Raw genomic sequence first — 22,717 nt, 5'->3', positions numbered from 1 at the left:
CTAACGTGCCAACATTTTCGCCCAGCCTCGAAAAGGCGCTGCATCAGGCACTGACTTATGCCAACGAGCGCCATCATGAATATGCGACGCTCGAGCACCTGCTGCTGGCATTGATCGACGATGCCGATGCGGCGGCCGTGATGGGCGCGTGCAACGTCAATCTCGATACGCTTCGCAAGACCGTGACCGATTACGTCGACAATGAATTGTCGAACCTGGTCACCGGCTACGACGAGGATTCGAAGCCGACGGCTGGCTTTCAGCGCGTGATCCAGCGCGCCGTCATCCATGTCCAGTCCTCTGGCCGCGAGGAGGTGACCGGCGCCAACGTGCTCGTCGCGATCTTCGCCGAGCGCGAGAGCCATGCCGCCTATTTCCTGCAGGAGCAGGAGATGACCCGTTACGACGCGGTCAATTTCATTTCGCACGGAATCGGCAAGCGGCCGGGCAGCTCCGAGTCGCGGCCCGTGCGCGGCGCTGAAGACCAGGAGTCCGAGCAGAAGCCATCACGCGAAAGCGAGGAGGCCGGTCCGAAGAAGCAGCAGGATGCGCTGACCGCCTATTGCGTCAACCTCAACGAGAAGGCGAAGTCCGGAAAGATCGATCCGTTGATCGGCCGTCATGCCGAGGTCAACCGGACGATCCAGGTGCTTTGCCGCCGGTCCAAGAACAACCCTCTCTATGTCGGCGACCCGGGCGTCGGAAAGACCGCGATCGCCGAGGGGCTCGCCAAGCGCATCGTCGAGAAGAAGGTGCCCGAGGCGCTTCAGGACGCCACGATCTTCGCGCTCGACATGGGGACGCTTCTGGCCGGAACGCGCTACCGCGGCGACTTCGAGGAACGCCTGAAGCAGGTGGTCAAGGAACTCGAGGACTATCCCGGCGCGGTGCTCTTCATCGACGAGGTCCACACCGTCATCGGCGCAGGCGCGACGTCTGGCGGAGCCATGGACGCGTCGAACCTGCTGAAGCCGGCGCTCTCCTCCGGCTCGATCCGCTGCATCGGATCGACGACCTACAAGGAGTATCGCCAGTTCTTCGAGAAGGACCGGGCGCTTGTCCGGCGCTTCCAGAAGATCGACGTCAACGAGCCGACGATTGCGGACACGATCGAGATCATGAAGGGCTTGAAGCCCTACTTCGAGGATTACCACCAGCTCAAGTACTCGAACGACGCCATCAAGGCGGCGGTCGAGCTCTCGGCCCGTTACATCAATGACCGGAAGCTGCCGGACAAGGCGATCGACGTCATCGACGAGTCCGGCGCCGCGCAAATGCTCCTGCCCCTCAACAAGCGCCGCAAGCTGATCACCGAAAAGGAGATCGAGGCGACGATCGCGACGATGGCACGCATTCCGCCGAAGACGGTTTCCAAGGACGATGAGGCGGTGCTCGCCAATCTGGAGAAGGAACTGCGGTCCGTCGTCTACGGTCAGGATCTGGCGATCGAGGCGCTCGCCTCGTCGATCAAGCTGGCGCGCGCGGGTCTAAGGGAACCCAACAAGCCGATCGGCTGCTATGTCTTCACCGGCCCGACCGGCGTCGGCAAGACGGAGGTGGCCAAGCAATTGGCGGCGTCCCTCGGCGTCGAACTGCTTCGCTTCGACATGTCGGAATACATGGAACGCCATACGGTCTCCAGGCTGATCGGCGCGCCGCCCGGCTATGTCGGCTTCGATCAGGGCGGCCTGCTCACCGACGGGGTCGACCAGCACCCGCACTGCGTGCTGCTGCTCGACGAGATCGAGAAGGCGCATCCGGACCTGTTCAACATTCTGTTGCAGGTGATGGACCATGGCTCGCTGACCGACCATAACGGCAAGAAGATCGACTTCCGCAACGTCATCCTCATCATGACCACCAATGCCGGTGCATCCGACATGGCGCGACCGGCGATCGGCTTCGGTTCGTCGAAGCGGACCGGTGAGGATGTCGAGGCGCTCAATCGGCTGTTCACGCCGGAGTTCCGCAACCGTCTCGATGCGGTCATTCCGTTCGCGTCGCTGCCGACCCCGGTCATCCACAAGGTCGTGCAGAAGTTCGTCATGCAGCTCGAGACGCAGCTTGCCGAACGCAACGTCACCTTCGACCTCGCGCCGGATGCCGTCGCCTGGCTCGCCGAGCAGGGTTATGATGAAAAGATGGGTGCGCGGCCGCTGGCCCGTGTCATCCAGGAAAACATCAAGAAGCCGCTTGCCGACGAAATCCTCTTCGGCAAGCTCAAGAAGGGCGGCGTCGTCAAGGTGACGATCGGGACGAAGGAGGACGGCTCCAAGGGCTTGATGCTCGAGGCCGTTCCGGAAACCGCACCGATCAAGCCGAAGGCCGAGGTGTCTCGCCCGGCAAGCAGGAGCGCCAAGCCCAGGAAGGGTGAGGCGAAGGAGCCTGTCGCTGCCGAGGCGGATCCGAAGGCCAAGCCGAAGAAGACGGCGGCGAAGGCCTCGAAGGACGATGCGGCTCCCCTCAAGGGGCGCACGGTCCCGAAGGTGCCGCGCAAGAAATAACGCAATCGCGACTGTGCCTGACAGTGCCGGGCGGCTCCGCCCGGCACTGTCGTGTTGAGCGGGGAGCGTAGAGTTCGCGTGACGTCCAAGAACCGTGCAAAAGAAGAACGATCCTCCCTCGGCTGGTTTCTGGCCGGTGCGCGCGGGATCGTCAGTCTCCCCGCCATCATTCTGATGCTTTCCTTCGTCGGCTTCTGTGCCCTGACCGTCCAGGCGGGAATCCCGCCGGAACAGGTCGTGTTCATGGTCGGTGCCGTATGGGCCTTGCCGGCAAAGGTCATCCTCGTGAGCTCGATCTTGAGCGGCGCCAGCCTCGCCACGGCCTTTCTTGCCGTGACGCTTTCGTCGGTCCGCCTGATGCCGATGGTCGCCGCGCTCGTTCCAGAACTGCGCACGCCGAAGACGCCGACCTGGCTGCTTCTCGTCTTGTCGCACTTCATCGCGATCACCGCCTGGGTCTTCGCCATGGAGCGTGTGCAGGATGTGCCGCGCCATCATCGCGTGACCTATTTCGCCGGTTTCGGCATCACGCTGGTCGCCACGAACATGATGCTCGTCGGCATCGTCTACCACGTCGTCGCCGAATTCCCGCCGATCATCGCCGGCTGCCTCTTTTTCCTGACGCCGGTCTATTTCCTCGCCTCGATCTGGCATTCGGCGCGCCATCCGGTGGTCTATCTGGCGCTCGCCACCGGCCTCGTCTCCGGGCCACTCTTCTACTGGATCGCACCGGAATTCGACATTCTGCTCGCCGGCGTCGTCGGCGGAACGCTCGCCTGGCTGGCCGAACGCCTGTGGCGCGGGCAGCGGAGGGCGGGCGCATGAGCTGGCAGGATGGATGGTGGGCCTATGCCTTCATCGCGATCGCCGGTTGGCTCGCGACCGACATCTGGCGTTGGCTGGGGGTGCTTGCGGGCAAGCGGCTTCGCGACGATTCCGAAGCCTTGAACTGGGTGAGGGCGGTGGCGACCGCCCTCGTCGCAGCCGTGATCGCGAAGCTCATCCTCTATCCGACGGGCGTTCTGGCGCAATCGCCCCTCGGGCTCCGTCTCGGCGCGGTCATCGTGGGTGCGGTCGCCTTCTTCCTCGCCCGCCAAAAGCCGGCCGCCGGCATCGCGACCGCAATCGCAACGCTGGCTGCAGGGCTCTGGTGGCTCGGCTTTTGAGAGCCCTCGGCGCGAGAACCCTCTTTCAGAGCGCCCGGCGGATCTTCTCCGCATTCGCCGCCAGCACCTCGCCATCCTCCGTTTTTCCGGAATGCGGCTTCAGTGGAACGCCGTCGCGGCGAGGGATGACATGGAAATGCAGGTGGAAAACCGATTGCCCGGCCGGTGGCTCGTTGAACTGCATGATGGTGACGCCGTCCGCGTCGAAGGCGGCCTTCGCCGCGATCGCGATCTTCTGGACCGTGGCGATCAGCGTCGGCAGGGTGGCGGGATCGGCATCGAGAATGTTGCGCGACGGCGCCTTCGGCAGCACGAGCACGTGTCCTTCCGCCTGCGGCATCACGTCCATGAACGCGACCGTCGCCTCGTCCTCGTAGACGCGGTGCGAGGGGATTTCGCCGCGCAATATCTTGGCAAAGATATTGTTGGTGTCATAAGCGCTCATGTCGTTTCCTCTCATTCGCTCGGCGCAGGTGGCCCCGCCGTCCGTCAATCGCTCTGGCGTTCACCTTTGCGGAAAGGTCCGTGCTCCGCAAGGAACTCGCCGGTTTCTTCCACATCCCGGCGTTCCCGTTCGAGATAGTCGGCGACGGCGCGCGCGAGCCCCGGATGGGTGATGAAATGCGCCGAATGCGTCGTCACCGGCATATAGCCGCGCGCGAGCTTGTGCTCCCCTTGCGCACCCGCCTCGACGCGCTGCAAGCCTTTCGCGATCGCGAAGTCGATGGCCTGATGGTAGCAGACCTCGAAATGCAGGAACGGGTGGTCCTCGATGCAGCCCCAATGCCGTCCGTAAAGCGCGTCGCCACCGATGAAATTGATCGCACCGGCGATGTAGCGGCCGCCGCGCCTGGCCATGACGAGCAATATGTCGTCGGCCATCCTCTCGCCGATCAGCGAATAGAACGCGCGCGTCAGGTAGGGGCGGCCCCATTTGCGTCCGCCGGTGTCCATATAGAAGGCGAAGAACTGATCCCAGATCGATTCCGTGAGGTCGTTGCCGGTCAGCCAGTCGATGGTGATCCCGTTGTCGAGGGCCGCCCGTCGCTCCTTCTTGAGCGCCTTGCGCTTTCTGGACGCAAGCGTCGCGAGAAAGTCGTCGTAGGAGCCGTAGCCCTGATTGGCGAAATGAAACTGCTGGTCGGTCCGGTGCAGAAATCCCGCCCGTGCCAAGGTCGGCATTTCCTCTGCCGGTACGAAGGTCACGTGCGCCGAGGAGAGCCGGTGGCGGCGGGCGAGCTCCTTGAGGCCGGCCGCGAGCGCCTCTTGAACTGGTTGCGGGTCGCTTCCTTCAACCGCAAGCAGCCGCGGCCCGGTCACCGGCGTAAAGGGCACGGAGCATTGCAGCTTGGGGTAATAGCGGCCGCCCGCGCGCTCGAAGGCGTCCGCCCAGCCGTGATCGAAGACATATTCTCCCTGGCTGTGGCTCTTGACGTAGCAGGCGAGTGCACCGCGCAGGAAACCGTCCGCATCCTCCAGCAAGAGATGCTGGCCGAGCCAACCGGTCTCCGCCGTTGCCGAACCCGATTCCTCCAGCGCCGACAGGTAGGCATGCGAGACGAAAGGATTGTAGGGCGTGCCGTCGTCACGCTTCGAGGCGCCGGCGAGCCTGTTCCAGCTTGCCGGCGCGATCGCGGTGAACGACTGCTCTATGCGGATGTTGATCGCGTCTGTCATGTCCCTAGGAAATCATGGTCTCCCGCGGATCGAAACCCTCGAAGGTCATCTGGTCGGCATGGGCGAAGGTGTGTTCCTGCGCCTGGCGATCGCGCACCGTCCAGGTGATGACCGTGCAGCCGAGTGCGCGCTCCTTGCCGATGAAGGCATTGGGCAGATCGCCGTAGTGATAGGAGATGAAATCGAGGCCCAGCTGCATGGCCTCCTCGTGCACGAAGAAAGTCTCCGGGTTGGAGCCTTCGGCGGTGAGGCCGAGAGGATAGGGGGCGTCGAGCGCCTTCAGGTCCTTGAGCAGCCAATGATCGAAGCTCATTAGCGCGACGTGCCCGTGGTAGCCTTCGAGCGTGTCGAGCACCGCCGCGGCAAACCCCTCGTCGTCGTCTTTACGGCCCTTGAGTTCGAGGATGATCGGCACACGGCCGTCGACGAGGCGCAGCATCTGCTTGAGGGTCGGCACCTTGTCCTTCGTGCCGCCGATCGAGAGCAGACCGAGTTCGGCCGCCGTCTTCGCTCGCACGTCACCCTTGATGCCGCACAACCGCTGCAGGTCATGGTCGTGAAAGACCACCGGAACGCTGTCGGCGGTGTATTGCAGGTCGCATTCGATGGCGAAACCCGCCTCGGCCGCGCGCGAGAAGGCCGAGAGGGTGTTTTCCCAGACCTCTCTATTCATGTCGTGGTAGCCGCGGTGGGCGATCGGCTGGGCCTTGAGCCAGGAGGTGTCCTTCATGAGAGGTCCCTGTTCACGCGATTTCAAGGATGGCGTCGATCTCGACGGCGGCGTTGAAGGGGAGGGCAGCCATGCCGACGGCTGCGCGCGCGTGCTTGCCGGACTCGCCGAGCACGTTGGCGAAAAAGTTCGAGGCGCCATTGATCACGAGGTGGTGCTCGGTGAAGTCAGGCGTGGAGGCGACGAAACCGTTGATCTTGACGAGGCGGCGGATGCGGCCGAGGTCGCCGCCGAGCGCGGCCTTGGCCTGCGCCAGGATGTTGATCGCGCAGAGCTGCGCGGCCCGCTGGGCGGCCGCGACATCGACGTCGCGGCCGACATGCCCGGTCACCGCGACCTTGCCGCCCTCCATCGGCAATTGCCCGGAAATATAGAGGATCGAACCGGTGACGACGTAGGGCACGTAGTTTGCGACGGGTGCGACCGCCTCGGGAATGACGACACCGAGTTCGGCAAGACGCGTTTCGATCTCTGCGGACATGGAGGGCTCCATTGTTGTCTTTTGTGATAAAATCCTGCATGCAAAGCAGGGGCATGACAGGCGCCAGCCGGAACGGATCTGCCGCGCTTCTGCCGCACGCTTGTTTATCGCATTGCCGGCGAGTCCAACAGGAGGAAACGGATGTTTCGTAAAGGCTTCGGTCTTGTCAGCGTGGGAAGCGTCTGTTTCGCCGTGATGACGGTTGCGGCGGCGGATGCGAGCACGCTCGTCCCCCACCGTGCCGTCTACGACCTGGAACTGAAGGACGCATCGGAACGCTCCGGCATCTCCGGCATGTACGGCCGCATGGTCTACGAGTTCAACGGCTCGGCCTGCGAAGGCTATACCGTGAGCTTCCGCTTCGTCACCCAGGTGGACACCGGCGAGGAGGTCCGCCTGACGGACCAGCAGACCACCACCTACGAGGATATGCGGAACGGCAATTTCCGCTTCCTGACCCGCTCCTTCACCGACGAGAAACTGGACAAGGAGGTGCGGGGCAGCGCGCACGACGAACAATCCGGGGTCAAGGTCGAGCTCACGGCCCCCGACAAGCGCGAGGTGGCGCTGGCGGCAAGCCGGTTCCCGACCGAGCACATGCTGGAAGTGATCGATCGCGCGAAGCGGGGCGAAAGCTTTTTCGAGGCGCGGATTTTCGACGGCTCCGATTCGGGCGACAAGACTCTGATCACATCGACATTCGTCGGCAAGCCGCGAAAACCTGCGCCGGACGACGCCGACGTCGGCAAGGCGGGCAGGCTTGCAGGCGAAAACTATTGGCCGGTGACGATTTCCTACTTCAACGACGATGCCAGTGGCGACGCGCTGCCCATCTACCGCATGTCCTTCAAACTGTACGAGAACGGCGTCACGCGCGACCTGACGATGGACTATGGGGACTTCGTCCTGACCGGCAAGCTCGCCAACCTCGAAGTCTTCAAGGCCGAGGAGTGCAAATAGGGCATTGCATGTCGTTGCCCCGGATTTGCGCAGACTTTCGGGCGATCTGCGCTCCGGCGGCGGTAAAAAACCCACGTTGAGTCTTGATTTGTCGGGCAGTTACGGCTAATGGGCTGCCCATTCCACACGTAAGGCATGGGATTTTCCGGGAGAAATCCGGATCGTTCCGCCGGTGGGCGCCATGCGCTCGACGCCTTGCGGAGGTTAAACCGGAAAAGGAGACAAGGCATGGCATTGCCTGATTTCACCATGCGCCAGCTGCTCGAAGCCGGCGTGCACTTCGGCCACCAGACGCACCGCTGGAACCCGAAGATGAAGCCGTACATCTTCGGCGACCGTAACAACGTTCACATCATCGACCTCGCCCAGACCGTGCCGATGCTGTCGCGCGCCCTCCAGGTCGTCAGCGACACCGTTGCTAGCGGAGGCCGCGTGCTCTTCGTCGGCACCAAGCGCCAGGCCTCGGAAATCATCGCCGACGCCGCCAAGCGCTCCGCCCAGTACTACGTCAATGCCCGCTGGCTCGGCGGCATGATGACCAACTGGAAGACGATCTCCAACTCGATCCAGCGCCTGCGCAAGCTCGACGAGATCCTCGCTTCGGAAGCGTCCGGCTTCACGAAGAAGGAACGCCTGAACCTCGAGCGCGAGCGTGAGAAGCTGAACCGTGCGCTCGGCGGCATCCGCGACATGGGCGGCACGCCGGACCTGATGTTCATCATCGACACCAACAAGGAATCGATTGCCATCGACGAAGCCAAGCGCCTTGGCATTCCGGTCGTTGCCGTCATCGACTCCAATTGCGATCCGGACCTGATCGACTATCCGATCCCGGGCAACGACGACGCATCGCGCGCGATCGCTCTCTACTGCGACCTCATCGCCCGCGCCGCCATTGACGGCATCGCCCGTCAGCAGGGCGCTGCCGGCCGCGACATCGGTGCGTCGGAAGAGGCTCCGGTCGAGCCGGCTCTCGAAGAATCGTCCGAAGCCTGATCGGGCCGCAGGGCAGCGGGATGCTGCCCTATGCATGAAATGTCGGGACGAGGCCGTTTGCGATCGAAAGCGGAACGGCCTTGTTCTTTATCAGCCGGAAATGGCCCGGCCAGCGGCGAGCAGCCGCCCGCACCGTTGCGATGATCGTCCATCGCGACGTCAGAGAGAAAGGCCATTTCCTGCAAAACTTGCTGGCGCCGCGCCGGTCGCGGTCGCCGCTGCCAGCCAAACTGACAAAGAGGCACGAAGATGACTGTTACTGCCGCAATGGTGAAGGATCTGCGCGAAAAGACCGGCGCAGGCATGATGGATTGCAAGAAGGCTCTTGCTGAGACCAATGGTGACATGGAAGCCGCCATCGACTGGCTGCGCGCCAAGGGCATTGCCAAGGCCGACAAGAAGTCCGGCCGCACGGCTGCCGAAGGCCTCATCGGCATCGCCAGCGCCGGCACCAGGGCCGTCGTCGTCGAGATCAACTCCGAGACCGACTTCGTTGCCCGCAACGATGCCTTCCAGGAGCTCGTTCGCGGCGTCGCCAATGTAGCGCTCGGCACCGAGGGTTCCGTCGAAGCCGTCGCCCAGGCGACCTACCCGGCGACCGGCAAGTCCGTCGAGGAATCGATCAAGGATGCGATCGCCACGATCGGCGAGAACATGACGCTGCGCCGTTCTGCCCTGCTCAAGGTCGAAGACGGCGTCGTCGCCACCTATGTGCATAACGCCGCCGGCGACGGCATCGGCAAGCTCGGCGTGCTTGTCGCGCTGAAGTCCACCGGCGACAAGGAAGCGCTGAACGCGATCGGTCGTCAGGTCGCCATGCACATCGCCGCCACCAACCCGCTGGCGATCCGCGCCGAGGAGGTCGACGCCGCCGTCGCCGAGCGTGAGCGCAACGTCTTCATCGAACAGTCGCGCGCCTCGGGCAAGCCGGACAACATCATCGAGAAGATGGTCGAAGGCCGCATGCGCAAGTTCTTCGAAGAGGTCGCGCTGCTGTCGCAGTCCTTCGTCATGAACCCGGACATCACCGTCGGCCAGGCCGTCAAGGATGCCGAGAAGACCGTCGGCGCGCCGATCGAGGTGACCGGCATGGCCCGCCTCCTGCTCGGCGAAGGCGTCGAGAAGGAAGAGACCGACTTCGCGGCGGAAGTGGCTGCAGCCGCAAAGGCTTGATTTCTTCACCCGGATTGGGAAAACGTTGGGGGCATCGCGTGACAACGCGGTGCCCTTCGTGTATCCGGCATGCGTCGATGCGTCGGACCCGCTGGAGCTCAGCCGGAGCGGTTGATACCACGCAACCGGATTTGTCCCCATGCGCTGTGCGCCGAAGTCCGCCCATGCGCGCCGATCTGTTCAGGAGTGATGATGTCGGCCAAGCCAGTCTACAAGCGCGTTCTTCTCAAGGCCTCCGGTGAAGCATTGATGGGGAGCCAGGGATTCGGCATCGATGTCGCCGTGGCCGACCGGATCGCCGCCGACATCGCGCAAGCGCGGGCAATGGGGGTCGAGGTCGGCGTGGTCGTCGGCGGCGGCAATATCTTCCGCGGCGTCGCGGTTGCCTCGAAGGGCGGCGACCGGGTCACGGGCGACCACATGGGCATGCTGGCGACGGTCATCAACGCGCTTGCTCTCGCGACGTCGCTGCGCAAGCTTGACATCGACACCGTGGTGCTTTCGGCCATTGCCATGCCGGAGATCTGCGAGAGCTTCTCGCAGCGCGCAACGCTCTATCATCTTTCGCTCGGCCGGGTCGTGATCTTTGCCGGGGGCACCGGCAATCCGTTCTTCACGACGGATTCCGCCGCGGCGCTGCGCGCGGCCGAGATGGGCGCCGAAGCGATCTTCAAGGGAACGCAGGTCGACGGCATCTATTCGGCCGATCCCAAGAAGGACCCCACGGCCACCCGTTTCGATCGCCTGACCCATAGCGAGGTCCTCGAAAAGGGACTGGCCGTGATGGATGTTGCCGCCGTGGCGCTGGCGCGGGAAAATGCCATTCCGATCATCGTCTTCTCGATCCATGAGAAAGGCGGTTTCGCCGAGATATTGACGGGTGGCGGCCATGCCACCATCGTGACCGACAATTGACAAGCTGCTGGGGCCCCGCAAGGGCCGTTATGTACAGAACGGGAGTGTTCAACCATGAGTGAAGGTGTGGATCTGAAGGAACTCAAGCGCCGCATGGACGGAGCGATCGCTGCCTTCAAGCACGACATCGCATCGCTTCGCACCGGCCGCGCCTCGGCCAATGTTCTCGATCCGGTGACCGTCGAAGCTTACGGTTCGCGCATGCCGCTGAACCAGGTGGCCAACGTCACGGTTCCGGAACCGCGGATGCTTTCGGTATCGGTGTGGGACAAGTCGATGGTCGGCGCCGTCGACCGGGCGATCCGGGAGGCCAATCTCGGCCTCAATCCGATCGTCGACGGACAGAACCTGCGCATTCCGCTGCCGGAACTGAACGAGGAGCGCCGCAAGTCGCTGGTCAAGGTCGCGCATGACTATGCCGAAAAGAGCAAGGTCGCCGTTCGGCATGTTCGCCGGGACGGGATGGACGGTCTGAAAAAAGCCGAAAAGGATGGGGAGATCAGCCAGGATGACAGCCGTGCCCAGTCGGAGCGCGTGCAAAAAATGACCGACGAGGTGATTTCCGAAATCGACCGCTTGCTCGCGGAGAAGGAAAAGGAAATCATGCACGTCTGACTGGCGGATACGTGAGTCTCAATTTTCGGGCGGCCCATGCAAGAATTCCTTCCCACTAACGTACCGACGCACGTCGCCATCATCATGGACGGCAACGGTCGCTGGGCGAATGCGCGTGGACTGCCCCGGACGATGGGACACCGCAAGGGCGTCGAGGCGGTGCGCGACGCGGTCAGGACGGCCACGGAGCTCGGCATTCGCTATCTGACGCTTTTCGCCTTTTCGTCGGAAAACTGGAGCAGGCCGGAGGATGAGGTCAGCGATCTCATGGGCTTGCTCAAGGCCTTCATAAGAAGGGATCTCGCCGATCTGCACCGCGAAAACGTCCGCATCCGCGTCATAGGCGACCGTGCGAACTTGAGCGGCGACATTCTCCCGCTGCTGATCGAGGCCGAGGAGACGACGAGCGCCAATACCGGAATCACCCTGGTGATCGCGTTCAATTACGGCGCACGCGACGAGCTTGCGCGGGCAATGCGCCGCCTGGCGGAGGAAGTGGCAGCCGGCCGGCTGCGCCCCGACGAAATCACAGCCGACCGGATTTCAGCGACGATCGACACGGCGGGCATTCCCGATCCGGATCTCATCCTCAGGACGAGCGGCGAGGAGCGTCTCTCCAATTTTCTGCTCTGGCAAGGAGCCTACTCCGAATTGCTGTTCATTCCTGAACTCTGGCCCGATTTCACCCGCGAGACTTTCCTCGCGGCCATTGAAAAATACGCCTGCCGCGAACGCCGCTTCGGCGGGCTGTCGCAACCGACTCTGGCGGTCGGTTCCTGATGCAAACCGAACTCAAACTTCGTATCGCGTCGGGCGTGGTGCTCGCGGCGATCGCCCTCGGTGCGACCTGGGCCGGCGGCTTCGCTTTCCAGCTTCTGTCCGTAGCGATCGGCCTGCTCGTTTACTATGAGTGGTCGACGATCACGAAGCTGCCCGAGCGGGATTTCCAGGGCAATGCGCTTGGATGGCTGTCGCAGGTCGTCATCGCCGGCCTGGTCCTTCTTGGCTACATGCATGTCAGCTTGCCGGCGCTCGCGGTCTGCGTTGCCGCCGCCGCGCTGTGGGTGGTGATCAGAGGGACCAGTTGGTGGCTGCCGGGCGGCATCGTCTATGCCGGTCTGACCGGCATATCGCTCGCGGCGATCCGCGGCGCGGACGATCTCGGCCTGATGGCGATGCTGTTCGTGTTCGCGGTCGTCTGGGCGACCGACATCTTCGCCTATTTCACCGGCCGGACGCTCGGCGGACCGAAGCTGGCGCCGGCGATCTCGCCGGGCAAGACCTGGTCGGGCGCGATCGGCGGGACCATTTGCGGCGTTCTCGCCGGTGTCGCTGTCTTCATGGCTCACTTCTCGCTCGAGGATCTGCGCATCCCGGCCATCGCCTTTGTGCTCTCGGTCGCGAGTCAGATCGGGGACCTGTTCGAATCCTACGTGAAGCGCCGCTTCGGCGTGAAAGATTCGAGCCGGCTGATTCCCGGTCATGGCGGGGTGATGGACCGGGTCGACGGTTTGATATTCGCCTGCATCGCCGCCTTGGCTCTCGTCCTGGGGCAGACGCTCGTCGCGGGCGGGCGGGAAGTGGTCTTCGGTTCGGTTCTGTTGGGTCCCTGATGGAGCCGCCCAAGGGCACAGCGGTACGGGAGATCGACACCGCTTTCCCTCTGCCGCTCACAAGTCACCGCATAGTTCCTTATATAGAGGTCGAATAAAGGGTAATATGCGGCAACTCGAATTGCGGCGACGGCCTCGATGCCTGACGAACAAGGGACGGCGTGGCGGCGGACGCGTTAGGAATGATCATGGGCCTTCTGCTTGACAATCTCCAGTACACCATCCCCACCTTTTTGTTTCTGTTGACCTTGCTGGTCTTCGTACATGAGATGGGGCACTACCTTGTCGGGCGCTGGTCCGGCATCCGCATCCTCGCCTTTTCCGTTGGCTTCGGCCCGGAGCTCTTCGGCTGGACCGATCGCCGCGGCACCCGCTGGAAGTTCTGCGCGATCCCGCTCGGGGGCTATGTGAAGTTCTTCGGCGACGAGGATGCCGCGAGCACCCCCGATCTTCGGCGCCTTGATACGATCGCGCCGGAAGAGCGCGGCCGCACCTTCCTGGGCGCCAAGCTGTGGAAAAGGGCGGCGACGGTCGCCGCTGGTCCGATCGCGAATTTCCTTCTGGCGATCGCGATCTTCGCGGTCCTCTTTTCCGTCTACGGCCGCGCCGTCGCCGATCCGGTGGTGGCCTTCGTGGCGCCCGGCAGCGCGGCGGAGAAGGCGGGCGTTCTGCCCGGGGACCGGCTGCTGTCGATCGATGGAAAGCCGATTACGACCTTCGATGACGTACGCCGTTATGTGAGCGTGCGCCCCGAATTGCCGATCACCGTTCGCATCGAGCGCGAAGGCGGTACGATCGACCTCCCGATGGTGCCGCAGCGAACCGAATCGGTCGATCCGCTGGGCAACAAGGTGGAAGAGGGCAAGATCGGCATCGGCACCAACCAGGAGGCCGGCAATTTCCGAATCGAGACCTACGGGCCGCTCGAAGCGGTCGGCCAGGGCGCCCTGCAGAGCTGGCACATCGTCACCGGCACCTTCGACTATCTCTCCAATCTGTTCGTAGGCCGCATGAAGGCCGACCAGCTGGGGGGGCCGATCCGTATCGCGCAGATGTCCGGCCAGATGGCGAAACTCGGCATTGCCGAAGTCCTGAATTTCGCCGCCGTCCTTTCGGTTTCCATAGGATTGCTTAACCTCATGCCCGTCCCGGTGCTTGATGGCGGCCATCTCATGTTCTATGCGGTCGAGGCGCTGCGCGGGAAGCCGGTCGGCCCCGCCGCGCAGGATCTCGCATTCCGCATCGGCTTCGCCATGGTGCTCATGCTGACCGCTTTTGCGGCGTGGAACGACATCAACTGGCTCTTCGGATGAAGGGTCGGCCGCCTTTGTGCGGGGATGCGAAGATCCTCATGATTTTGTGAAGGATCGGATTTCACGGGCTTGCTCTGCAACCATTTGTTTACGATAACGCGAAGCCGTAGTGGCTGTTAAGCCACGGTTCGAATTGAAGTAAACAGAAATTAACGAGCTGGCTTGCTTGTATGGCAAAAGCGGGTAAAACGGCAACCGTGACCGGAGTCGGCACGAAATTGCCGCGGGACGTTGGGAAAAGGTAAGATTTAAACATGAAAGCTGGTTCAAGGTTTTTGAACGCGGTGTCGGCGTTTGCGCTGTCAGCAAGCATGGTGGCCACGGGTACCGGTGTCGGGCTGATTGCAGGTACGTCGGTCGCACAGGCCGCGGTCATCAATCGGGTTGAAGTGCGGGGTGCGACGCGCGTGAGCGCCGAAACCGTTCGCGCCAACATCACGATCGTCCCCGGCAAGAGCTTCAGCAACGCGGATATCGACGCTTCCGTTAAGCGCCTTTATGCCACCGGCTATTTCTCCGATGTCAGCATCACGGTCTCCGGCGGCACGCTCCTCGTCAGCGTCAGCGAGAACCAGCTCGTCAACCAGGTCGTCTTCAACGGCAACCGCAAGATCAAGGACGACAAGCTCCAGGGAATCGTGCGCACCCAGCCGCTCGGCCCCTACAGCGAAGCGACCGTCGAGACCGACATCCAGGCCATCAAGGATGCCTACGCCGCCATCGGCCGCAGCGACGTGACGGTGACGACGCAGGTCGTTCCGATCGCCGAAGGCCGCGTCAACCTCGCCTTCGTCATCAATGAAGGCGAGCGCACGAAGATCACGCAGATCAACTTCGTCGGCAACGAAGTCTACAGCGACGGCCGCCTGCAGTCGGTGATCGCGACGAAGGAATCCGGCATCTTTTCGTTCCTGACGCGCAAGGACGTCTACAATCCGGACAAGCTCCGCGCCGACGAGGAACTGCTGAGGCAGTTCTACTACAACCGCGGTTTCGCGGATTTCCGCGTCATTTCCTCCGAGGCGGCGCTGAACGAGGCGACCAACGAATACACGGTGACGATCACCGTCGAGGAAGGTCCGCGTTACGATTTCGGCCCGGTCAATATCGAATCGACCGTTGAAGGTGTCGATGCGGAGGAGCTCAGGGGTCTCGTCCAGAGCCGCGAAGGTTCGGTTTACAAGGCCAAGGATATCCAGGACACGATGAGCGCGATTTCGAAGCGCGTCGCTTCGGAAGGGTATCCCTTCGCTCGCGTGACCCCGCGCGGCAATCGCGACCTCGCCAATCACACGATCGCCGTCGACTACCTCGTCGACCAGGGCGAGCGCGCCTATGTCGAGCGCATCGAGATCCGCGGCAACACCCGCACCCGCGACTACGTCATCCGTCGCGAGTTCGATGTCGGCGAGGGCGATGCCTTCAACCAGGAAATGGTCGCGCGCGCCAAGCGCCGGCTCGAGGCGCTCGGCTACTTCTCGTCCGTGAACATCACGACGCAGCCGGGCAGCGCGGCTGACCGCGTCATCATCATCGTTGACGTGCAGGACCAGTCGACGGGCTCCTTCGGCATCGGTGCCGGCTATGCGGCCGGCAGCGGCGGCGGCTTCCTCGTTGAAGCCTCGATCGAGGAAAAGAACTTCCTGGGTCGCGGCCAGTATATTCGCGTCGCCGCCGGCAAGGGCGAAGACAGCCAGACCTACAATATCTCGTTCACCGAGCCGTATTTCCTCGGCTACCGACTCGCGGCCGGTTTCGATCTCTTCAAAAACGAGAACGACTTCGACGACGACAACTACACCTACAACGACCAGGGCTTCAGCCTGCGCGTCACCGCGCCGATCACCGAGAGCCTGTCGACGACGCTGCGCTACAACTACACGGAACTCGAATATTCCGGCGACAAGGACGAGCTTTCGTCGCCCTATGACCGTGTGATCGACGGCAGCCCGTGGACGCGCTCGTCCGTATCGCACTCCTTCACCTTCAACACGCTCGACGATGCCCAGCTGCCGCATGAGGGCATTCTCGCGTCGGTCACGCAGGAATTCGCCGGTCTCGGCGGTACCTCCGATTTCTACAAGCTGACGGGCAAGGCCAAGTGGTATTACACGCTGCACGACGAGGCGGACATCATCGGCTCGCTCTCCGGCAGCGCCGGTCACCTGTTCAAGACGTCCGGCTCGATGGAGGTCTTCGACCAGTTCCAGCTGGGCAGCAACGATATCCGCGGCTTCGAGCGCAACGGTATCGGTCCGCGCGTCAACAACGGCGACGCTCTCGGCGGTACGACCTATTTCACCGCCTCGGCGGAAGCGACGTTCCCGCTGCCGGGTCTGCCGCGTGACAGCGGCTTCCGTGGTGCGTTGTTCGTCGATGCCGGTACGCTCTTCGGCAACGATGTGAAGTTGACCGGCGCGGGCGAATCCGTTCGCGGCGAAGACGCCTCGTTGCGCGCTTCCGTCGGCGTCAGCCTGATCTGGGCGTCGCCGTTCGGGCCGCTGCGCGTCGACTACGCCGTACCGGTGGCAAAGGAAGACTTCGACGAAATCCAGAACTTCAAGTTCGGTATCAACTCGTCGTTCTGACAAGCGCAGTCCAGAACTGCCAGAAGATTGTTCTGGAGTGTCCATGGAACAGAATTGGTTTTTTCCGCCCCACGAAGGGATTCGCCTGGGCGACCTGGCGGATCGGCTTGGGGCGGAATTGTCGGATGTAAGCGCAGCAGACCGCGCCATCCACGCGGTCGCACCGGTTTATCGCGCCAAGCCGGGCGACGTTTGCTACATGCTTTCCCGCAAGAATCGCGACGAACTGGAGACCTGTCAGGCCTCCGCGATCATCTGCGACAAGGCGATCGCCTCGATCGTTCCCCACACCATTCCAGTGCTGCTGGCGGCAAAGCCGCACACCGCTTTCGCGCTTGCCGGCGCGTTGCTTCATGAGAATGCAATGCGCCCATCGTACAACACGAGCGAAAGGGGCATAGCGCCGGGCGCCTTCGTCGATCCGACGGCACGGCTCGAGGCCGGTGTCGAGGTCGAACCGACGGCCGTCGTCGGCGCCGGAGCCGAGGTCGGCAGCGGCACGCGGATCGCGGCCGGAGCGGTGATCGGACCGGGCGTGCGGATCGGACGCGACTGCACGATCTCCGCGGGCGCGAGCATCCTGTGTGCGCTCGTCGGCAACAATGTCATCATTCATCCCGGCGCGCGCATAGGCCAGGACGGGTTCGGCTACGCACCGGGGCCCAGGGGCGGGATGATCAAGATCGTCCAGGTCGGGCGGGTGATCATCCAGGACCATGTCGAGATCGGGGCCAACACCACGATCGATCGTGGCACCATGGACGACACGGTGATCGGCGAGGGGACGAAGATCGACAATCTCGTGCAGATCGGCCACAACGTCCGCATCGGTCGCTATTGCGGCATCGTCAGCCAGGTCGGCATTGCCGGCAGTACGCGGATCGGCGATGGCGTGATGATCGGCGGCAATGCCGGGGTCAATGGCCATATCAGCATTGGTGATGGAGCGCAGATCGCCGCCATGAGCGGCGTGGCGAGCGATGTTCCGGCCGGCGAGCGCTACGGGGGGATCCCGGCGCGGCCGATGAAGGACTTCCTGCGCGATATCGCGGAGATGGCGATGCGAGCGAGCGAAAGGCAGAAGAAGAAGGGTGGCAAGGATGAATGAGGCTGCAACGGTTCTCGGTACGGCGGATATTCAGGAAATCCTGAAGCTTCTTCCCCACCGCTATCCGTTCCTGCTTGTCGATCGCATCATCGAGATCGATGACGACAATTCCGCGATCGGGATCAAGAACGTGACCGCGAACGAGCCGCACTTCACGGGACACTTCCCGGAAAAGCCGATCATGCCGGGCGTCCTCCTGATTGAAGGCATGGCCCAGACGGCCGGCGCGATCTGCGCGCGCAAGACGGGAATCGGCAGCAACCTCGTCTATTTCATGACGATCGACAATGCCCGCTTCCGCAAGCCCGTCGTGCCGGGCGATCGGGTCGAGTTCCATGTCACGAAGCAGAAGCAGCGCGGCAATATCTGGAAATTTCACTGTGATGCAAAAGTTGACGGGCAACTTGTTGCGGAAGCTGATATCGGCGCGATGATCGTCAGCAAGGAAGACGCCTGAGAATGATAGCATCAAGTGCGAAGATCCACCCGTCCTCGGTCATCGAGGACGGCGCGGTGATCGGCGAAAACGTGAAGATCGGCCCCTTTTGTCATATCGGGCCGAACGCCGTGCTGGCGGATGACGTCGAGCTCCTGAGCCACGTCATCGTCATCGGCCGCACGACCGTCGGCAAGGGGACGAAGATCTTTCCAAGCGCCGTCATCGGCGGCGACTCGCAGAGCGTCCACCACAGCGCCTTGAACACCACCCTGGTGATCGGCGAGAACTGCACGATCCGCGAAGGCGTGACGATGAATACCGGCACCGTCGAGCACGGCGGCACTACCATCGTCGGCAATAACAACCTGTTCCTTGCCTACTCGCACGTGGCGCATGATTGCCGCCTCGGCGACAATATCATCCTGTCCAACAACGTGATGCTCGCCGGCCACGTCACGGTCGGGGACCGCGCCATCCTCGGCGGCGGCTCGGCGGTCCACCAGTTCACCCGCATTGGCCGTCAGGCCTTCATCGGCGGGCTTTCCGCGGTGAGCTATGACGTCATTCCCTACGGCATGCTGAACGGCAATCCGGGCATCCTGGGTGGCCTCAACGTCGTCGGCATGACGCGTGCCGGGGTCGATCGCCAGACGATCCACAAGGTTCGGCGGTGCTACAAGCAGATCTTCGAGGGGCCGGAGTCGGTTCGCGCAAACGCAGCCGCCATCCGTGACGAGTACCTCGATTGCCCGCCGGCGATGGAGATCCTGGATTTCATCGCCGCAGAGAGCGATCGCGCCCTGTCCTCGCCGAAGCGCGGCAGCAAGGGGTGACAGCGATGGCGGTTCACGGCCTGCCGCAGTCGAAGGGCAGGCTGGCAATTATCGCCGGCGCCGGCGCACTTCCCCATCACGTCGCCGAGGCGGCGCGCCGACAGGGAGAAGATCCCTTCATCATCGCACTGTCGCGCGAGGCCGATGCCGACTGGACTGGCTTCGATCACACCGTCCTTGCGATCGGCGATTTCGCGGCGATCAGCCGAACCTTCGCGACGGAAGGCATCGATCGGGTCGTGCTTTCCGGCGCGGTGCGGCGGCGCCCCGAATGGCGCGATATCCGCCCGACCTTCCGGACGCTCGCCAAGGTGCCGAGCGTGCTGAAGACGCTCATGTCCGGCGGCGACGATGCGGTGTTGCGCATGGCGATGGACCTCATCGAGGCGAGCGGCGCCCGGGTCATCGGCGCCCATGAAGTCGTCCCTGATCTGCTCGCCGATCCCGGTCCCCTTGGAGCCCATTCGCCGACCGATGACGATCGTCGGGATATCGCAGCCGGCATCGCCGCCGCCAATGCGCTCGGCGCGCTTGACGTCGGCCAGGGCGCTGTCGCCGTCGGCGGCAGGGTGGTGGCGCTTGAGGGGGCCGAAGGCACCGATGCCATGCTGGCGAGAGTGGCTGACCTCAGGGCCGACGGCCGGATTTCGGCCCGCCGTCGCGGCGTTCTCGTCAAGCTCTGCAAGCCGCAGCAGGACGAGCGGGCGGACCTGCCCTCGATCGGCCCTTCGACGGTCGCAGGCGCCGAAGCGGCCGGTCTTGCCGGCATCGCCGTCGAGGCGGGGCGTGCCCTTGTTCTGGAGCGGCCGCGCCTCGTGGAGGCGGCGGACGAAAGCGGGCTCTTCATCCTCGGCATCGAACGCGATGCCTGGAAGGCAGGCCGATGACGGACCGGGTCTACAGGCTGGCGGTCATCGCCGGTGAAGTCTCGGGCGATCTGCTCGGCGCCGACCTTGTGCGCGCGCTCCGTCCCCGGGTCGAGGGGCGGGTCGAGCTTGTCGGCGTCGGCGGCGATGCGCTGGAGGCGGAGGGCCTCCGCTCGCTGTTCGACTATTCCGAACTCTCGATCATGGGCTTCTCCCAGGTGATCGCGAACCTGCCGAAACTCCTCTTGCGCATCCGGCAGACCGCGCAAGCGATCATTGCCGCGCGCCCCGATGCCCTCGTCATCATCGACAGTCCGGATTTCACCCATCGTGTCGCCCGGCGCGTGCGCGCCGCACTGCCGGAACTGCCGGTCATCAACTATGTCTGCCCGAGCGTCTGGGCGTGGAAGCCCGAACGGGCGCCGCGCATGCGCGCCTACGTCGATCACGTGCTCGCCGTCCTGCCGTTCGAACCGGAGGTGATGAAGCGCCTCGGGGGGCCGCCGACGACCTATGTCGGGCACCGGCTGGCCTCGGACGGCAACGTGCTTGCCGTTCGCGACCGGCAACGCCGGAGACGACAGGCGCCGGAGCGGCCGGGGCCCAGGACCTGCCTGCTGCTGCCGGGATCGCGCGCAAGCGAGATCAGCCGCTTGTTGCCGATCTTCCGCGACACCGTCGAGGAGCTTGCGGAGCGGCACGAGGGCATGCGCTTTCTCCTGCCCACGGTCCCGCGCCAGGAAAAGCTCGTCAGGGCGTTGACGTCCACCTGGAAGATCGTGCCGGAAATCTCGGTCGCCACCGAAAAAAAGTGGGAGGCCTTCGCCGAGGCCGATGCCGCCCTTGCCGCTTCGGGCACGGTGATCCTCGAACTGGCGCTTGCCGGCGTGCCGGTGGTCTCGACCTACTATGCCGATTGGCTCGTCAGCCTGCTGCATGCGCGCATCCGGATATGGACCGCCGCGCTTCCGAACCTCATCGCGGATTTTCCGGTCGTGCCGGAATATTTCAACAAGATGATCCGGCCGGCCGCGCTCACGCGGTGGGTCGAGCGCCTTTCGAGCGACACGGCGCAACGCCGTGCCATGCTCGACGGTTTCGCGATCGTGCAGCAGCGCATGGCGACGGAGCGGCCGCCCGGCGAAAGCGCGGCGGAGATCGTCCTCGCCTACCTCCAAGGAAAAAAGCCCGGCCATTTCTGACCGGGCTTCTTTGTCGGATAGGCTCTTCTCGACTCAGCGCTTGGAAAGCGGCACGTAATCGCGCAGCGGCGCGCCGACATAGAGCTGGCGCGGACGGCCGATTCGCTGTTCCGGATCCTCGATCATCTCGTTCCACTGGGCGATCCAGCCAACGGTGCGGGCGAGCGCGAAGAGCACGGTGAACATGGTCGTGGGGAAGCCCAGTGCCTTCAGCGTGATGCCGGAGTAGAAGTCGATGTTCGGGTAGAGCTTCTTCTCGATGAAGTACTCGTCCGTCAGCGCGATGCGTTCGAGCTCCATCGCCACTTCGAGCAGCGGATCGTCCTTGTGGCCGAGCTCGGCGAGAACCTCATGCGTGGTCTTCTGCATGATCTTCGCCCGCGGATCGTAGTGCTTGTAGACCCGGTGGCCGAAGCCCATCAGGCGGAACGGATCGTTCTTGTCCTTCGCCTTGGCGATATATTCCGGAATGCGGTCGACCGTTCCGATTTCGGCGAGCATGTTGAGCGCCGCTTCGTTGGCGCCGCCATGTGCCGGACCCCAGAGGCAGGCGATGCCGGCCGCGATGCAGGCGAAGGGGTTCGCGCCCGACGAGCCGGCGAGGCGCACCGTCGATGTCGAGGCGTTCTGCTCGTGATCGGCATGCAGGATGAAGATGCGGTCCATGGCGCGTGCAAGGACCGGGTTGACGACATATTCCTCGCACGGCACGGCAAAACACATGCGCAGGAAGTTGGAGGCGTAGTCGAGGTCGTTCTTCGGATAAACAAACGGCTGGCCGATATAGTACTTGTAGGCCATGGCGGCGATCGTCGGCATCTTCGCGATCATGCGCAGCGATGCGACCATGCGCTGATGCGGATCGGTGATGTCGGTCGAGTCGTGATAGAACGCCGAAAGGGCTCCGACGCAACCGCACATGACGGCCATCGGATGGGCGTCGCGACGGAAGCCGGTGAAGAAGCGCGTCATCTGCTCATGGACCATCGTGTGATGGGTGACACGATAGTCGAAGTCGGCCTTCTGGGCCTTGGTCGGCAGTTCGCCGTAAAGAAGCAGGTAGCAGACCTCGAGGAAGTCGCCGTGCTCGGCGAGCTGCTCGATCGGATAGCCGCGGTGCAGCAGCACGCCTTCGTCGCCATCGATATAGGTGATCTTGGATTCGCACGACGCCGTGGAGGTAAAGCCCGGGTCGTAGGTAAACATCTTCGTCTGCTTGTAGAGCGAGCCGATATCCACGACGTCCGGGCCGATCGACCCCGATCGCACTGGCAGGTCCGCCGATTTTCCGCCGATTGTTATTGTCGCGCTTCTTTCTGACATGGGACCCTCCGTGTTTGTGGCATCGTGGCATATCGATGTGCCGCGAATTTGAGCGTTGCGAATTTGCTATATGATTTATTTTCGGCTGCCAAGCAGTACGAAAGGCATATTGTGCGGTGCGAAAATCAGCATATGGCGTTGCAACAATCGCATGTTACGGCAACATGTCCAGCGATATCAATGGTCGCCAAGCTGATAATGCGGTACCATTCTAT

The 22,717-nt window shown here is 63.3% G+C and carries 22 protein-coding genes; 17 read left to right on the top strand and 5 right to left on the bottom strand.

Features of this window, described 5'->3' with window-relative positions; genetic code table 11:
- The first annotated feature begins 5 nt into the window (after positions 1–5).
- From clpA to ATB98_RS13085, 3 genes are all read left to right on the top strand, one after another.
- Positions 6–2,504 carry an ATP-dependent Clp protease ATP-binding subunit ClpA gene (clpA, locus tag ATB98_RS13095; protein WP_066874256.1) on the top strand — a complete coding sequence of 833 codons (2,499 nt, stop codon included), beginning with the start codon at positions 6–8 and terminating at the stop codon, positions 2,502–2,504.
- Between the two features lie 78 nt (positions 2,505–2,582).
- Complete coding sequence (locus ATB98_RS13090) at positions 2,583–3,329, top strand: AzlC family ABC transporter permease (protein ID WP_066874254.1); 747 nt, start codon at positions 2,583–2,585, stop codon at positions 3,327–3,329.
- A complete protein-coding gene (locus ATB98_RS13085; RefSeq protein ID WP_066874252.1) occupies positions 3,326–3,670 on the top strand; it encodes an AzlD domain-containing protein in 345 nt (114 codons plus the stop codon). The genes ATB98_RS13090 and ATB98_RS13085 overlap by 4 nt, the downstream gene beginning before the upstream one ends.
- Before the next feature lie 25 nt (positions 3,671–3,695).
- Here the strand turns inward: ATB98_RS13085 and ATB98_RS13080 are convergent, their stop codons facing one another.
- The 4 genes from ATB98_RS13080 to ATB98_RS13065 are packed head-to-tail and all read right to left on the bottom strand — an operon-like array spanning position 3,696 to position 6,558.
- On the bottom strand, positions 3,696–4,115 hold the full coding sequence (locus tag ATB98_RS13080; protein WP_066874250.1) for an HIT domain-containing protein: 420 nt from the start codon (positions 4,113–4,115) through the stop codon (positions 3,696–3,698).
- Positions 4,116–4,159: 44 nt separating this feature from the next.
- Complete coding sequence (locus tag ATB98_RS13075; RefSeq protein ID WP_066874248.1) at positions 4,160–5,347, bottom strand: GNAT family N-acetyltransferase; 1,188 nt, start codon at positions 5,345–5,347, stop codon at positions 4,160–4,162.
- Positions 5,348–5,351: 4 nt separating this feature from the next.
- Positions 5,352–6,077 (bottom strand): glycerophosphodiester phosphodiesterase, encoded by a 726-nt coding sequence (locus ATB98_RS13070; RefSeq protein ID WP_066874247.1) that lies wholly within the window; start codon positions 6,075–6,077, stop codon positions 5,352–5,354.
- 13 nt (positions 6,078–6,090) lie between these two features.
- A complete protein-coding gene (locus ATB98_RS13065) occupies positions 6,091–6,558 on the bottom strand; it encodes a RidA family protein (RefSeq protein WP_066874245.1) in 468 nt (155 codons plus the stop codon).
- Between the two features lie 141 nt (positions 6,559–6,699).
- On the opposite strand from ATB98_RS13065, the gene ATB98_RS13060 reads away from it, so the two are divergent.
- The 14 genes from ATB98_RS13060 to lpxB all read left to right on the top strand — a co-directional run bounded on the left by ATB98_RS13060 (position 6,700) and on the right by lpxB (position 21,179).
- Positions 6,700–7,518, top strand: a complete 819-nt coding sequence (locus tag ATB98_RS13060) for a cell envelope integrity EipB family protein (RefSeq protein WP_066874243.1) — start codon at positions 6,700–6,702, stop codon at positions 7,516–7,518.
- Positions 7,519–7,746: 228 nt separating this feature from the next.
- A complete protein-coding gene (rpsB, locus tag ATB98_RS13055; protein ID WP_066874241.1) occupies positions 7,747–8,514 on the top strand; it encodes a 30S ribosomal protein S2 in 768 nt (255 codons plus the stop codon).
- 249 nt (positions 8,515–8,763) lie between these two features.
- Positions 8,764–9,687 (top strand): translation elongation factor Ts, encoded by a 924-nt coding sequence (gene tsf / locus ATB98_RS13045; protein ID WP_066874238.1) that lies wholly within the window; start codon positions 8,764–8,766, stop codon positions 9,685–9,687.
- Between the two features lie 192 nt (positions 9,688–9,879).
- On the top strand, positions 9,880–10,602 hold the full coding sequence (gene pyrH, locus ATB98_RS13040) for a UMP kinase (protein WP_066874236.1): 723 nt from the start codon (positions 9,880–9,882) through the stop codon (positions 10,600–10,602).
- A gap of 54 nt (positions 10,603–10,656) precedes the next feature.
- Positions 10,657–11,217 (top strand): ribosome recycling factor, encoded by a 561-nt coding sequence (gene frr / locus ATB98_RS13035; protein ID WP_066874233.1) that lies wholly within the window; start codon positions 10,657–10,659, stop codon positions 11,215–11,217.
- Between the two features lie 36 nt (positions 11,218–11,253).
- Positions 11,254–11,997: an isoprenyl transferase gene (locus ATB98_RS13030; protein WP_066874231.1), complete on the top strand. Its 744-nt coding sequence runs from the start codon at positions 11,254–11,256 to the stop codon at positions 11,995–11,997.
- Positions 11,997–12,830: a phosphatidate cytidylyltransferase gene (locus tag ATB98_RS13025; RefSeq protein ID WP_066874229.1), complete on the top strand. Its 834-nt coding sequence runs from the start codon at positions 11,997–11,999 to the stop codon at positions 12,828–12,830. Before ATB98_RS13030 ends, ATB98_RS13025 begins: the two co-directional genes overlap by 1 nt.
- 188 nt (positions 12,831–13,018) lie before the next feature.
- Positions 13,019–14,143: an RIP metalloprotease RseP gene (gene rseP / locus ATB98_RS13020; protein ID WP_066874227.1), complete on the top strand. Its 1,125-nt coding sequence runs from the start codon at positions 13,019–13,021 to the stop codon at positions 14,141–14,143.
- Between the two features lie 254 nt (positions 14,144–14,397).
- Positions 14,398–16,731: an outer membrane protein assembly factor BamA gene (gene bamA, locus ATB98_RS13015; protein ID WP_066874225.1), complete on the top strand. Its 2,334-nt coding sequence runs from the start codon at positions 14,398–14,400 to the stop codon at positions 16,729–16,731.
- Positions 16,732–16,774: 43 nt separating this feature from the next.
- Positions 16,775–17,839, top strand: a complete 1,065-nt coding sequence (gene lpxD / locus ATB98_RS13010; protein ID WP_066874223.1) for a UDP-3-O-(3-hydroxymyristoyl)glucosamine N-acyltransferase — start codon at positions 16,775–16,777, stop codon at positions 17,837–17,839.
- Positions 17,832–18,296 carry a 3-hydroxyacyl-ACP dehydratase FabZ gene (gene fabZ / locus ATB98_RS13005; protein WP_066874221.1) on the top strand — a complete coding sequence of 155 codons (465 nt, stop codon included), beginning with the start codon at positions 17,832–17,834 and terminating at the stop codon, positions 18,294–18,296. The genes lpxD and fabZ overlap by 8 nt, the downstream gene beginning before the upstream one ends.
- Positions 18,293–19,111 (top strand): acyl-ACP--UDP-N-acetylglucosamine O-acyltransferase, encoded by an 819-nt coding sequence (lpxA, locus tag ATB98_RS13000; RefSeq protein WP_167354074.1) that lies wholly within the window; start codon positions 18,293–18,295, stop codon positions 19,109–19,111. Before fabZ ends, lpxA begins: the two co-directional genes overlap by 4 nt.
- 5 nt (positions 19,112–19,116) lie before the next feature.
- On the top strand, positions 19,117–19,998 hold the full coding sequence (locus ATB98_RS12995; RefSeq protein WP_066874216.1) for an LpxI family protein: 882 nt from the start codon (positions 19,117–19,119) through the stop codon (positions 19,996–19,998).
- Entirely contained in the window at positions 19,995–21,179 is a 1,185-nt protein-coding gene (gene lpxB / locus ATB98_RS12990) for a lipid-A-disaccharide synthase (protein ID WP_066874214.1), read from the top strand. Before ATB98_RS12995 ends, lpxB begins: the two co-directional genes overlap by 4 nt.
- A gap of 33 nt (positions 21,180–21,212) precedes the next feature.
- Here lpxB and gltA read toward each other — a convergent pair whose 3' ends face one another.
- Positions 21,213–22,502 carry a citrate synthase gene (gene gltA, locus ATB98_RS12985; protein WP_066874212.1) on the bottom strand — a complete coding sequence of 430 codons (1,290 nt, stop codon included), beginning with the start codon at positions 22,500–22,502 and terminating at the stop codon, positions 21,213–21,215.
- Between the last annotated feature and the right edge of the window lie 215 nt (positions 22,503–22,717).

Source organism: Sinorhizobium saheli (genome assembly GCF_001651875.1).
In the GTDB taxonomy this organism is placed as follows: Bacteria; Pseudomonadota; Alphaproteobacteria; order Rhizobiales; family Rhizobiaceae; genus Sinorhizobium; species Sinorhizobium saheli.
The sequence above is the reverse complement of the archived record's forward strand: the minus strand, read 5'-3'. Positions and strand labels throughout refer to the sequence as shown.

What these genes read in the sequence shown, in the direction of transcription:
- gltA (WP_066874212.1), bottom strand. Translation starts at nt 22,502, where the DNA reads ATGTCAGAAAGAAGCGCGACAATAACAATCGGCGGAAAATCGGCGGAC.
- pyrH (WP_066874236.1), top strand. Translation starts at nt 9,880, where the DNA reads ATGTCGGCCAAGCCAGTCTACAAGCGCGTTCTTCTCAAGGCCTCCGGT.
- bamA (WP_066874225.1), top strand. Translation starts at nt 14,398, where the DNA reads ATGAAAGCTGGTTCAAGGTTTTTGAACGCGGTGTCGGCGTTTGCGCTG.
- ATB98_RS13085 (WP_066874252.1), top strand. Translation starts at nt 3,326, where the DNA reads ATGAGCTGGCAGGATGGATGGTGGGCCTATGCCTTCATCGCGATCGCC.
- ATB98_RS13075 (WP_066874248.1), bottom strand. Translation starts at nt 5,347, where the DNA reads ATGACAGACGCGATCAACATCCGCATAGAGCAGTCGTTCACCGCGATC.
- ATB98_RS13030 (WP_066874231.1), top strand. Translation starts at nt 11,254, where the DNA reads ATGCAAGAATTCCTTCCCACTAACGTACCGACGCACGTCGCCATCATC.
- rpsB (WP_066874241.1), top strand. Translation starts at nt 7,747, where the DNA reads ATGGCATTGCCTGATTTCACCATGCGCCAGCTGCTCGAAGCCGGCGTG.
- ATB98_RS13080 (WP_066874250.1), bottom strand. Translation starts at nt 4,115, where the DNA reads ATGAGCGCTTATGACACCAACAATATCTTTGCCAAGATATTGCGCGGC.
- ATB98_RS13060 (WP_066874243.1), top strand. Translation starts at nt 6,700, where the DNA reads ATGTTTCGTAAAGGCTTCGGTCTTGTCAGCGTGGGAAGCGTCTGTTTC.
- frr (WP_066874233.1), top strand. Translation starts at nt 10,657, where the DNA reads ATGAGTGAAGGTGTGGATCTGAAGGAACTCAAGCGCCGCATGGACGGA.
- ATB98_RS13070 (WP_066874247.1), bottom strand. Translation starts at nt 6,077, where the DNA reads ATGAAGGACACCTCCTGGCTCAAGGCCCAGCCGATCGCCCACCGCGGC.
- fabZ (WP_066874221.1), top strand. Translation starts at nt 17,832, where the DNA reads ATGAATGAGGCTGCAACGGTTCTCGGTACGGCGGATATTCAGGAAATC.
- ATB98_RS13065 (WP_066874245.1), bottom strand. Translation starts at nt 6,558, where the DNA reads ATGTCCGCAGAGATCGAAACGCGTCTTGCCGAACTCGGTGTCGTCATT.
- tsf (WP_066874238.1), top strand. Translation starts at nt 8,764, where the DNA reads ATGACTGTTACTGCCGCAATGGTGAAGGATCTGCGCGAAAAGACCGGC.
- ATB98_RS12995 (WP_066874216.1), top strand. Translation starts at nt 19,117, where the DNA reads ATGGCGGTTCACGGCCTGCCGCAGTCGAAGGGCAGGCTGGCAATTATC.
- ATB98_RS13025 (WP_066874229.1), top strand. Translation starts at nt 11,997, where the DNA reads ATGCAAACCGAACTCAAACTTCGTATCGCGTCGGGCGTGGTGCTCGCG.
- rseP (WP_066874227.1), top strand. Translation starts at nt 13,019, where the DNA reads ATGGGCCTTCTGCTTGACAATCTCCAGTACACCATCCCCACCTTTTTG.
- lpxD (WP_066874223.1), top strand. Translation starts at nt 16,775, where the DNA reads ATGGAACAGAATTGGTTTTTTCCGCCCCACGAAGGGATTCGCCTGGGC.
- lpxB (WP_066874214.1), top strand. Translation starts at nt 19,995, where the DNA reads ATGACGGACCGGGTCTACAGGCTGGCGGTCATCGCCGGTGAAGTCTCG.